Genomic DNA, 11,548 nt, shown 5'->3' with positions numbered 1-11,548 from the left:
GAGAATTTATTTGGAATAAGAAATACTATTGATATGACATTATCAATAGGAGGACTGTTTAATGGCAACAAGACAATCAGTAGATGAACATCTCCAAAGAAGCGAACAGGCGTATGAATTTGCGAATGAGCAATTTATGACCGCTTCGAAACAAGAGCATTATAATGATAATGAGTACAGTGAAGCGCAAATGATGCTTGAAAACGCGGTGAATGAATTAAACAAGCTGTCATTATCTGCGAATGATCAGCAAAGAGAGCAGCTTTATCGAATGAGATTGCAGCTGCAGACCTTGCAAAACAATATGATTTTGCAGCGTAATTTTGATTACTGACCGCGCCGTTTCAAATGGTTCAGCCAACCTGCCGGAATCCCGGCGGGTTTTTTTGTATTTTTTTAAAAAAAGAATTGACAATAGGGCGGAGTGTGTTTATTGTATTACGTGTACTACTTGATGTAATACACATAAAACACTCAAAAAATGAAATCGACATATAAATGTTAAGCATAGGGAAGGGGAACTTTCATGAAAAACAAAAGATCCGTAAAACAAGATGTGCCTCTTATTATCGCCGCCTCGGTTTTGGCAAGCAGTCTGTTTGTCGTTCTTGTCGTCATCGGTTTTCAATGGCAGAACATTTAAAGAAAGAGAGCAGCTCGTAAAAGAAAGAAGGGAAGTAAATGATTCAAATCGATCCGAGAAGCTCAACTCCGATTTATGAGCAGATCATACAGCAACTGAAAGAGCTTTGTTTAAAAGGGATCATGAAGCCGGGGGATAAACTTCCTTCTGTCAGGGAATTGGCAACGATCATTATCGCCAATCCGAACACAGTCAGCAAAGCGTACAAGGAGCTCGAACGCGATGGTGTCATTGAAACGCTGAGGGGAAGAGGAACGTATATATCGGAGAATGCAAAAACGACATTGGTTGAAGGGAAGATGACGATGATAAAAGAGCAATTGAAACAGCTCATCATCGATGCCCATTACGCGGGAGTTGAGCTGGAGAAGCTGCAGGAATGGATAAAGGAAATCAGCGCTGATGTGAAAGGAGGCAAGGATCATGATTGAATTGCGGAATCTCTCAAAAACGATAGACGGTAAAGAAGTGCTCAAGGATATTTCGCTCACCATCGGAAAAGGGGAAATTTTCGGGCTGCTCGGGCGAAACGGATCAGGGAAAACAACACTGCTCCGGCTCATTCAGCAGATTCTGCTGCCGGATCAAGGGACGGTTTTATTTAATCAGGTGGAAATAAAGCGGCATCCGAAAGTAAAACAGAACATCATTTATATGCCTGTTGAAAATCCTTTTTATGACAAGTATACATATAAACAGCTTGTTGCGATTGTAAGCAGAATCTATCCGAATTTTGATGTGACTTACGCCAATGAGCTGATGAACAGGTACGGCATTCCGGAAACGAAGAAATACCGTGAATTATCGACAGGCCTGAAAAAACAGCTTGCGCTCGTCCTTGCCTTTGCTTCACGCCCGGCTCTTATCCTTTTGGATGAACCGACGGACGGAATTGACGCCGTAACGCGTCATGACGTGCTGCAGCTTATGGTGGATGAAGTGGCTGAACGGGAAACGAGCATTCTGATTACCTCACACCGTTTAGAAGATATTGAGCGAATGTGCAACCGGATCGGGTTTTTGGAAGGAAATCAGCTGACGAATGTGATGGACTTGGATGATATGAAGGAAGAGTACATGAAAATCCAAATGGCATTTGAAGAAAACGTCGCCTTGAAGATCAGAGAACAAAACATACCGATTCTCGACCATGCCGGTGTGTTTTATACGGTGCTGATTCAAAAGAACGATGAAAAGAAAAAGAACTTTCTGCAAGAGCTGCAGCCGAAAGTATGGAACGAGCTTCCTGTGAACTTAGAAGAAGTCTTCATCGCGAAGTTTGGAGGGAACCGGAGATGGTAGACAGGGGATTGCTGTACAGGGAATGGGTGCAGAATCGAACTGTTCTTGTGATGGTCGGCCTTTTTTTAGCCGCGGTCAATCCATTTGAAGTGTTAAATACCTATCTGGTTTATCAAGGCTGTCTGGACACCCCGGAAGCATATTGTAACTTTTATGTGAATTCTTTGGAGAGCGGAATGCTGAACTTGAACTGGGCGCCCGCTGTCATCTTAGCGGTTTGCTTATTCGGACTGGAGCGTACGAAAGGTACGATTGATACGCTGTTCAGTCTGCCTTATTCCCGCGCTCAGGTGTTTCACACTAAATTTTGGCTCGGGGCGGCGGTCATTACCGGCGCTCAGGTGATCGGCTACGGGCTGGCTGAGCTGCTCATTCTTCTGTTAAAGCCTGAGCGCGTATATTTCTTCCACCATTACAGCGTCGGAGAGATTATTGTAAGTGTTTTGGCTTTTACATTGGTTGCGAGCGCAGGCTGCTTAACGGGGAATACGTTCGCCCAGCTGTTAACGGCGTTTGCCGTGTCGATAGCGCCTTACCTGATTATTACGCTGCCCCTGTCCAATGTAGAAGTCATCTTCGGAGTCAGCATGTATGAGCTGATGCCGTCAGTCGAGGCTTATCTCAAAGTAAACAATCTTTTTCAATACTTGAATCCGATCATGTACATTGATACAGATTGGGTATCTGCCAGCAAGTATATATTACTCATCCCGGCAGTGATGAGCATTGTATTTTATGCCATTGGGTACTTTTGCTATGTCAGGCAGCCGGTGGAACGGAACGGCCGTTTTTTTCTCTGGAGACAGCTTGACCGGCCCATTCAGATTGTGGTGATTATAATCGCCGTTCTCGGTTTTGGCCTGGCGGGGTACTCGACGGGACATACGATGACAGGGTATGTGGCCGGGATGATTGTCGGGGGAGCGATCGGATTTTTAGTCAGTTATTTTGTGATTTATAAAAAAACGAAGCATGTGTAAGAGAGGAGGACCGGAATGATACCGCGGGGATTGTTGTACACAGAATGGAAGAAAAATCAGTGGTTGTTTTTATGCAGCGGCATTCTTTTAATGGCGGCAAACCCTTTTATGGTTTATAACAACTACTCAACATATCAAGAATGTTTGAATAACCAAGCTCTTCAAGATTGTGAATTCGTTGTCAATTATACGAATGGGTCGCCTCTTTCCTTCAGCTGGAGTGTAAGTGTCATCATTGCTGTCTTCTTATTAGGCTTGGAACGGACAAAGGGAACGATGGATGCTTTGTTAAGCATGCCTTACAGCAGAGGCCAAATCTTTCAGACGAAATTTTGGCTCGGCGGGGCAGTCATTGTTGTTCCTCAGGCGATAGGCTATGGAGCGGCGTCATTGCTGATATCTTTGCTGAAACCGAGCCATACGTACGATTTTGATCATTTTTCAATCGGAATGATTGTCATCAGTTTTATGGCTTACGCCTTGTTAATGGCATCCGGCGCATTAACGGGACAGATATTCGCCCAGCTGTTAACGGCGTTTACAGTAACGGTTCTGCCCTTTTTACTCATTGGTCTGCCGGCCGCGAATTTGGAGGTCGTTTTCGATATTAGTGTCGGAGATCAATTTTCTTTTATCAGCAGTTATATCGAATCCCGTCTTTTTATATTTGTAACCCCTATTGGATATGTGTTTAACGACTGGATCAGAGAAAGGGATTTGGTTTTAATCATTCCGATTGTGATGAGCCTTGTCTTTTATCTGATCGGTTATGTCAGCTTTCTGAAACACCCGAATGAACGGAACGGCAGATTCTTTCTTTGGAGAAAATTGGACCGTCCGGTGCAGATCTTGGTGATTGCCTTTGCTGTTATGGGTTTCGGCGTTTTCGGATATGGGGTCACAGACACGATGTTCGGCTATTTAGCCGGCATTATCTTCGGCGCGGTTATCGGGTTTTTCATCAGTTATTTTACGGTTTACAGGAAGTCAAAGCATATGTAGATCTGTTTGAAAATGAGCAGTTTGGAGGAAGGCAAGGTGCCGATTAGCGGTTTGCTTTATAAAGAATGGAAGCAGCGGCAGATGCTGCTGCTTCTTACAGCGGGGTTCTTAGCTATTTTAGGCCCTTTGGCAATTATAAATGAGTATTTTCACTATAAGGATTGTTTGAGTGCGCTTCATCAATATTCAGGTTCAGTTTGTACGTTCAGCATTGATTACAGCAATCGGAATTTGATCGGGCTGCATTTCATTCCTCCGGTTATGATGGGGCTTTTTCTGATAAGAGGAGGCCGGGCTGAAAGGATGTTTACACTGAGTCTTCCGTATTCGAGAAGCCGGATATTTCATACGAAGTTTTTCTTGGGAGCAGCCGTGTTAGCCGGCTCGCAGTTTGTTTCTTACGGAGTATCTGACATATTGTTTCTAGCGCTTAAACCTGACGCTGTCCATCATTTTCAATCATTCAGCGCAGGGATGCTGGTCATCAGCTTGATGATTTATGCATTAGTGACAGCTGCCGGCACGATAACGGGCAATTTAGCGGCGCAGCTGATCACAGCGTTCACGGTTTCCGTCTTTCCGATCGTGGTTATGACGATTTACCTGTTAAACGCTGAGTTCCTTTTTGGCAGGCAGGCTGTGCCGGATATTGATTTCCCTTGGAGCGGATTTCTGATCTATTTCATGCCTGCCGCTTACATCCATACATCATGGATGTATTACATGAAACACGCATTGTTCATCTCCGCATTAATGGGATGTTGTTTCTATCTATTCGGCTATGTGAATTTCCTGAAAATGCCGAGTGAACGAAGCGGACATTTTATCCTAAGCAAACACATTGAACGCACCATTCAAGTGCTCGTCATGGTGCTCAGTATGCTGGGAAGTGCGGGGGTATGCGGATATGCTTATAACGGTTCGTATACCGGTTATATATTCGGCATGCTTATCGGCGCGGTTATCGGGTTTTTCATCAGTTATTACTTCATCTATAAAAAAACGAAACAGATATAAGGGGGAGTGGTGTACGTGATAGAAGTACAGCATATTGATCATTCATTTAAAATCGGCAGGAAAGGCAGAGAGAGTGAGGTTCCGGTATTGAAGGATGTCTCTTTGACCGTTGAAAAAGGGGAAATTGCCTGTATCGTCGGTCGGAGCGGTTCCGGAAAATCAACGCTTCTGAATTTAATATCCGGATACATAGCGCCGACGAAGGGCCGTATCGTCATTAACGGCACTGATGTGACGGGCTTCAGTGAAAAAGAGTGGGCGCAGTTCCGCCTCGGGCATTTCGGCTTTATTTTTCAAAGTTTTCAGCTCATTCCGAGTCTGACAACCTATGAAAATGTTGAAATGCCGCTTGCCTTAAAAGGCGTCAAACCGTCTGAACGCAAGCAGAAAGTCGCGGACATGCTGAAACGGGTCGGACTTGAGAATCATGCGAATCATTATCCGAATGAGCTGTCAGGCGGCCAGCAGCAGCGTGTTAGTATCGCAAGAGCCCTGATTTTAAATCCGTCGATTATTTTAGCTGATGAGCCGACGGGAAGCCTTGATTCAGAAACGGAACTTGAGGTGCTTGCGTTAATTCAGCAGCTGAACCGGGAGCGCGGGATTACATTTGTCATCATTACGCATGACGATGAAGTCGCTTCGATCGCGCATTCAAAATTCCAGCTGCATGACGGTGTATTAAAAGGGGGCGTTACTGTTGAGATTTAAGGATCAGATTCACTTTATCAGAAGAAATATGAAGAAAAACCGGCTGCGTGTTTTCATGACGGTGCTGGCGACGACAATGGCGTGCGCGTTTTTAGTGGTGCTGGCGTCCGTCGGATTCGGCATCCAAAAAACGATTACAGACATTACGATGAGCCAGCAGATTGTTACGGAAATCAATGTGCTCGGGCAAGAGAACGGAAAAGCCGTGAAGAAATCAGACTTGGAAAAGTATAAAAATGTCAAGTCTGTCGTTGAAAGAACACAAGTGTATGAACCGAACAAAGCGTCATTGGGAAACCGAACAAATGAAGATTCAGCCATTGTGCTGACAAACATGAACGATGAAGTCAAAGCCAATATGGAGCTTGATCAGGGAAGGGTCGCCCGCACAGAGAATGAAATCGTGGTCGGCTATGATTTTGCGAAGAACCTATTGACGAAAAAAGAGGCTGACGCTTACGACAAAGAGTTAAAGGATCACCAAGGCGACATGTCGGAGGTGAAAAAACCAAAAGGCTATACGAAAGACCTGCTTAATAAAACGATACAGCTGAGCATCTCCAAAACAAACAAAGACGGAGACGTTGAGAAAACGAAAACGTACGACTTTAAAGTAGTCGGAATTACAAAAAAACCGTCCCAAGATTGGATGGAGGATACAAATATTTTTGTGAGTGATCAATTCAAGAAAGACTTCTCAACATTCTTGGATCTGAAGAATGGAAATGCGGAAAAAAGCATCAATGTGTATGCGGACAAATTCGATCATGTCGATCAGCTTACCCATGACCTCACGGATGACGGCTTTTATGTCAGATCTGTCACTACCGAGCTGAAGGGCGTCAACACCTTTTTCCTCGTCTTTAAAATCGGCCTGATCTTTGTCGGCTTTATCGCCGTCGTGATTTCTGCCATCGGTATTTTCAATACGATGACGATGGCGGTGACGGAACGAACGCAGGAAATCGGGATTATGAAAGCGATTGGCGCAAGCCCGTCCATCATCCGCAGAATGTTCCTGATGGAAAGCGCCTATATCGGGATATTAGGTTCTGTCATCGGGATTATCATTTCTTACGGAGTGAGTTTTGCCGTCAATCTGGCTGTGCCGGTTATTTTGAAAGCGGTAGGGGGAAACACCGGAGCCGAAGATCTTCATTATACCTTCTCCTATATCCCGCTCAGCCTCGTTGTGATCGCAGTTGTCATTTGTGCGGGGGTCGCGGTGATTTCCGGTATGAATCCGGCCCGCAAAGCGACAAAAACCAACGTTCTGACTGCATTAAGAAGAGAACTGTAAAGGAAAAAAGCCGGCTGGACATCAGCCGGTTTTTCCTCTATCTATCAGAAAAGGGCGGATACCATGTTTCACATTTTGTTAATAGAAGATGATAACACTTTGTTTCATGAGATGAAAGAGAGATTAACGGGCTGGTCATTTGCGGTGCACGGAATAAAAGATTTCAGCCGGGTCATCCGGGAGTTTACCGAAATCAAGCCTGATTTGGTGATCATTGATGTACAGCTGCCGAAATTTGACGGCTTTCATTGGTGCAGAATGATACGCTCCCAATCAAACGTGCCGATTCTCTTTTTGTCCTCGCGCGATCATCCCGCGGATATGGTCATGTCGATGCAGCTCGGGGCAGATGATTTTATTCAGAAGCCTTTTCACTTTGATGTGTTAATCGCGAAAATACAGGCGGTGTTCCGCCGTGTGCATCAATACGGCACAGAACCGGCGCTGATGAAAAGATGGTGCGGAGCGGTCATTGACACAGAAACCAACACGGTCAGCCGTAAAAACGGTTCGGTCGAGCTGACCAAAAACGAAATGCTGATCTTAAAACTGCTGGCTGAGCAGAAAAATAAAATCGTCAGCCGGGAAGAACTCATCAGAAGCCTATGGAATGATGAGCGTTTCGTCAGTGATAATACGCTGACGGTGAATGTCAACCGGCTGCGGAAAAAACTCGAACAATTAGGCATCGGGAAAATGATTGAAACCAAGGTGGGGCAGGGATACATCGCAAAGGAAGAAGACGGTCTTTATGATTAAATCATTTCTGCTCGAAAGAAAGAGCTGGATCGCGATGTTTCTTTTTCAGCAGGCTGTGCTCCTTTTTGCGGCATATATTGATCCGTCTATTCCGTTTTTTTCGGTGCTGTATTTCGTTTACCTGTCGCTTCTTGTGTTTCTTGTATTTCTCTTGTTCCGCTATCGTAAAGAGACCGCCTATTATAAAAGCTTAAGAGAGTGGGACGCCAATTTAGACATGTCTTACCTTAAAGCGCCTGACAGTCCGTTTGAGTCTATCGTTGAAGAAAGCATTGAAGGGCAGACAGAGCAGTTAAGAAAAAGCTCACTTGATCTTCAGGCGGCGTCAGAGCATGAAAAGGACGATCTGATGTCGTGGATTCACGAGGTCAAAACACCGCTGACAGCGATGCATCTCATGATCGAGCGCCTTGATGAACAGCCGCTCAAAGCCCCTTTGCTGTATGAATGGCTGCGGATTCACCATCTTCTGGACCAGCAGCTTCATCAGAAACGATTGTCCTTTATTGAAAATGATTTATCATTCCAGCGCATTCAGCTCAGACCGCTCGTTTTCAAAGAAATTAAAAATCTGCAATCTTGGTGTATACAAAAAGGGATCGGGTTTGACATTCAGCTTGATTCACCAGACGTTCACAGTGACGGAAAATGGCTTTCCTTCATCATCAGGCAGCTGTTAAGCAATGCCGTCAAATACAGTGAGGCGGATGACATTACCGTAAAAAGCTATGAACAAAACGGCCGGGTGCATGTGGATATCGAAGACCGCGGCATCGGCATCGAGCCCAAAGATCTTCCGCGCATTTTTGAAAAGGGATTTACCTCGACGCGAATGAGGCGTGATCACGCGTCAACGGGGATGGGCCTGTATTTGGCTCAAAAAGCCGCGGCTCCGCTTCTTATCCAGATCAGCGTGCGCTCTGAGCCGGAAAGCGGCACGGTTTTTACCTTGGTGTTTCCGAAACAGAACGATGCCGTCAGCATGTTCAGCGTGTGACAAAAGTGTCACATGCTTTTCTCTTTTGTTCGCTTAATCAAACGAAAAAAACGGCTTCTGTTTTTAAAATAAAGATAACCAATGTAAAAGGAGAATCAGAACGTGATGATTTTAGAAGCAGGCAATATCCAAAAAAGCTACGGAAACAAGCTGAATAAACAAGAGGTGCTGAAAGGAATTGATCTTCAGATTCACAAAGGGGAATTCGTCAGCATTATGGGCCCGTCGGGATCAGGGAAAACGACCCTTTTGAATGTGCTTTCCTCCATTGATAAAGTGAGCGCGGGCACCATTAAACTGAATGAGACGGAGATTACATCCATGAAAGAAAAGCAGCTTGCCGAATTCAGAAAACGGCATCTCGGCTTTATTTTTCAGGATTATAATTTATTGGACACCCTGACCGTGAAGGAAAACATACTCCTGCCGTTATCCATTACGAAAATGTCTAAGAAAGAGGCGGACCTGCGATTTGCCGAGACGGCAGAGGAGCTTGGGATCTATGATTTGCGACATAAGTATCCGAGTGAAATTTCCGGCGGGCAAAAACAGCGGACGTCTGCCGCAAGAGCTGTTATTCACGAGCCGGGCATTATTTTTGCTGATGAGCCGACCGGAGCGCTCGATTCAAAGGCTGCCATGGATTTACTGAATAAACTCAGCCGTCTGAATCAAAAACGCCGCGCCACCATTGTGATGGTGACGCATGATCCGGTTGCCGCCAGCTATTCCGGACGTGTGGTTTTCATTAAAGACGGCCGTGTGTATACACAGCTGAATAAAGGCGGCCAGGACAGACCGGACTTTTTTCAGGATATTATGAAAACGCAAAGTGTATTGGGCGGGATTCAGGCATGAGTATTCATCATTTGATCTTCCAGAACCTGAAAAAGAATATGAAAAACTATTACCTTTACGTTTTTGCGCTGGTGTTCAGCGCCGCCCTTTATTTCGCGTTTGTCACGATGCAATACGATCCAGCGCTTGATGAAATGAAAAGCTCCATAAAAGGAGCGGCGGCAATCCGGGCCGCCTCTGTACTGCTTGTGGCGATCGTGTCGGTATTTCTTTTATACGCCAACACCATTTTTATTAAACGGCGCGGCCGGGAAATCGGCTTATTCCGATTAATCGGCATGACGAAAATGCACATTTTCCGCATACTCAGCACAGAAAATTTCATTTTGTATTTCGGATCGATTTGGATCGGTATTTTTGCCGGCTTTTCTCTCTCGAAATTATGTATGATGATGCTGTTTCATACAGTCGGTGTGAAAGCCTCTGTCTCACTGTTTTTTTCAAGCAAGGCGCTCGTTCAGACGTTAATTGTGTTCGGGGCGATTTACGTGCTGATTATGATGATGAATTACTTATTTATTAAACGGCAAAGCATTTTGTCTTTATTTAAAACCGCGTCATCGTCAGAAAGCGGCATAAGACGGCTTTCTTGGGTGCAGATGTCGATCGGTGTTGTCGGTATTGCGGCCATTATCGCCGGCTATGCCGTGTCCGCGGATTTATTCGGAGGCAGTTTTACGAGCATGAATGAACTGTTTTCGGCCATGGTGTTTATTCTCGGCTCGGTCATTATCGGAACCTATCTGTTTTATAAAGGTTCGGTCAGCTTTCTGGCAAATCTCATCCGGAAATCAAAAGGCGGGTATCTGAATGTCAGTGAAGTGCTGTCTTTGTCATCCATCATGTTCCGGATGAAGTCAAACGCCGTCCTGCTGACGATTATTACGACTCTTTCGGCGCTGGCAATCGGTTTGCTGTCTTTAAGCTATATCTCGTACTATTCCGCGGAAAAATCGGCTGAGCAAAATACAGCCGCGGACTTTGCGTTTGATAACCAAAAGGAGACTGACTCATTTACCGCTTTATTGAAGAAAAACGGAATTGAACACAAAGTGAAAACAATCAAGACCATTCAAGCCGGTGTCAATATGAAGAACATCATAAACGGCGACATGAATAGCTTTCAACAAGACCCGTCCAGCTTGGCGCTGCCGATTATAAGCGAGAAAGACGCAGAAGGGACGGAGCTTTCTGACGGAGAAGCCGTGTTTACCGGATATAATGATATGATGAAAAGATTTCTCGACCTGAAAACGTCAGGATCCATTGATATAAACGGCAAAACGGATAAAATACCGCTGGCGTATAAGGGCTTGAAGAACGACTTCCTTCTGTCATATACATTTACAAGCGGAGGGCTGCCGACCGTTATCGTCACCCAGCAGGTATTTGACCGGATCGAAAAAGATATCGACCCGTCCATTCAGGGAAAATCAAATCGGTTTTTCGGCATTACACTCAAACGTGAAGAGGACATCCAAAAAGCTGATGGTCTGTTTCAAGCGCAGCACTATTCTGACGGCGCGCTTTCACAATTTGAAACGGCTGACACCCAAAAGAAAAACATGGGGCTGATCATGTTTATTGTCGGCTTTTTGGGGTTAACCTTTCTGATCACCTCAGGCTGTATCCTTTATTTTAAACAAATGGGCGAGTGTGAGGATGAGAAGGCTGATTACACGATATTGCGGAAGCTCGGCTTCACAACGGGAGATCTGCTGAAAGGCATCCGCCGGAAGCAGGCGTATCATTTCGGCATCCCGCTCGTTCTCGGGCTGTTCCACAGCTATTTTGCCGTTCAGTCAGGATGGTTTTTATTCGGAACGGAAGTGTGGACGCCGATGATCATCGTCATGGCGCTGTATACGCTGCTGTACTCCATCTTCGGCATGCTGTCGGTGCTATACTATAAAAAGGTCATTCAATCCGCCTTGTAAAACAAGTTGAGGAGCCTCCGCATAAGCGGAGGCTTTTTTGTA

At 45.2% G+C, this 11,548-nt stretch carries 12 protein-coding genes; all 12 read left to right on the top strand.

The annotated features are described in order from the left end of the window. The first annotated feature begins 61 nt into the window (after positions 1-61). The 12 genes from ACKTRM_RS13995 (at position 62) to ACKTRM_RS13940 (ending at position 11,506) form a co-directional block, all read left to right on the top strand. Complete coding sequence (locus tag ACKTRM_RS13995) at positions 62-334, top strand: YtzC family protein (protein WP_003152272.1); 273 nt, start codon at positions 62-64, stop codon at positions 332-334. 347 nt (positions 335-681) lie between these two features. Then, positions 682-1,074: a GntR family transcriptional regulator YtrA gene (gene ytrA / locus ACKTRM_RS13990; RefSeq protein WP_003152275.1), complete on the top strand. Its 393-nt coding sequence runs from the start codon at positions 682-684 to the stop codon at positions 1,072-1,074. Next, on the top strand, positions 1,067-1,945 hold the full coding sequence (locus ACKTRM_RS13985; RefSeq protein WP_007613240.1) for an ABC transporter ATP-binding protein: 879 nt from the start codon (positions 1,067-1,069) through the stop codon (positions 1,943-1,945). Before ytrA ends, ACKTRM_RS13985 begins: the two co-directional genes overlap by 8 nt. Then, entirely contained in the window at positions 1,939-2,925 is a 987-nt protein-coding gene (locus ACKTRM_RS13980; protein ID WP_012118246.1) for an ABC transporter permease subunit, read from the top strand. The genes ACKTRM_RS13985 and ACKTRM_RS13980 overlap by 7 nt, the downstream gene beginning before the upstream one ends. A 15-nt stretch (positions 2,926-2,940) precedes the next feature. Then, on the top strand, positions 2,941-3,927 hold the full coding sequence (locus ACKTRM_RS13975) for an ABC transporter permease (protein WP_012118245.1): 987 nt from the start codon (positions 2,941-2,943) through the stop codon (positions 3,925-3,927). A gap of 36 nt (positions 3,928-3,963) precedes the next feature. Continuing rightward, positions 3,964-4,944: a hypothetical protein gene (locus tag ACKTRM_RS13970; RefSeq protein ID WP_012118244.1), complete on the top strand. Its 981-nt coding sequence runs from the start codon at positions 3,964-3,966 to the stop codon at positions 4,942-4,944. Between the two features lie 15 nt (positions 4,945-4,959). Beyond that, positions 4,960-5,655, top strand: a complete 696-nt coding sequence (locus ACKTRM_RS13965; RefSeq protein WP_007408816.1) for an ABC transporter ATP-binding protein — start codon at positions 4,960-4,962, stop codon at positions 5,653-5,655. Further along, the gene (locus tag ACKTRM_RS13960) at positions 5,645-6,955 is read left to right on the top strand and encodes an ABC transporter permease (RefSeq protein ID WP_012118242.1); all 1,311 of its coding nucleotides are present in this window, start codon (positions 5,645-5,647) and stop codon (positions 6,953-6,955) included. Before ACKTRM_RS13965 ends, ACKTRM_RS13960 begins: the two co-directional genes overlap by 11 nt. 63 nt (positions 6,956-7,018) lie before the next feature. Then, positions 7,019-7,714, top strand: coding sequence for a response regulator transcription factor (locus tag ACKTRM_RS13955; protein ID WP_012118241.1), 696 nt, complete (start codon positions 7,019-7,021; stop codon positions 7,712-7,714). Then, the gene (locus tag ACKTRM_RS13950) at positions 7,707-8,711 is read left to right on the top strand and encodes a sensor histidine kinase (RefSeq protein WP_012118240.1); all 1,005 of its coding nucleotides are present in this window, start codon (positions 7,707-7,709) and stop codon (positions 8,709-8,711) included. The genes ACKTRM_RS13955 and ACKTRM_RS13950 overlap by 8 nt, the downstream gene beginning before the upstream one ends. 102 nt (positions 8,712-8,813) lie before the next feature. Next, the gene (locus tag ACKTRM_RS13945; protein ID WP_015240420.1) at positions 8,814-9,569 is read left to right on the top strand and encodes an ABC transporter ATP-binding protein; all 756 of its coding nucleotides are present in this window, start codon (positions 8,814-8,816) and stop codon (positions 9,567-9,569) included. Beyond that, positions 9,566-11,506 (top strand): FtsX-like permease family protein, encoded by a 1,941-nt coding sequence (locus tag ACKTRM_RS13940; RefSeq protein ID WP_012118238.1) that lies wholly within the window; start codon positions 9,566-9,568, stop codon positions 11,504-11,506. The genes ACKTRM_RS13945 and ACKTRM_RS13940 overlap by 4 nt, the downstream gene beginning before the upstream one ends. Positions 11,507-11,548: the final 42 nt, after the last annotated feature.

The sequence above is a fragment of the Bacillus sp. D7-8 genome (assembly GCF_052055895.1).
GTDB classification, from domain to species: domain Bacteria; phylum Bacillota; class Bacilli; order Bacillales; family Bacillaceae; genus Bacillus; species Bacillus velezensis.
Note: the sequence above shows the minus strand (reverse complement) of the source record. Positions and strands in the feature narration are given on the sequence as shown.

What these genes read in the sequence shown, in the direction of transcription:
- ACKTRM_RS13985 (WP_007613240.1), top strand. Translation starts at nt 1,067, where the DNA reads ATGATTGAATTGCGGAATCTCTCAAAAACGATAGACGGTAAAGAAGTG.
- ACKTRM_RS13950 (WP_012118240.1), top strand. Translation starts at nt 7,707, where the DNA reads ATGATTAAATCATTTCTGCTCGAAAGAAAGAGCTGGATCGCGATGTTT.
- ytrA (WP_003152275.1), top strand. Translation starts at nt 682, where the DNA reads ATGATTCAAATCGATCCGAGAAGCTCAACTCCGATTTATGAGCAGATC.
- ACKTRM_RS13980 (WP_012118246.1), top strand. Translation starts at nt 1,939, where the DNA reads ATGGTAGACAGGGGATTGCTGTACAGGGAATGGGTGCAGAATCGAACT.
- ACKTRM_RS13940 (WP_012118238.1), top strand. Translation starts at nt 9,566, where the DNA reads ATGAGTATTCATCATTTGATCTTCCAGAACCTGAAAAAGAATATGAAA.
- ACKTRM_RS13975 (WP_012118245.1), top strand. Translation starts at nt 2,941, where the DNA reads ATGATACCGCGGGGATTGTTGTACACAGAATGGAAGAAAAATCAGTGG.
- ACKTRM_RS13995 (WP_003152272.1), top strand. Translation starts at nt 62, where the DNA reads ATGGCAACAAGACAATCAGTAGATGAACATCTCCAAAGAAGCGAACAG.
- ACKTRM_RS13955 (WP_012118241.1), top strand. Translation starts at nt 7,019, where the DNA reads ATGTTTCACATTTTGTTAATAGAAGATGATAACACTTTGTTTCATGAG.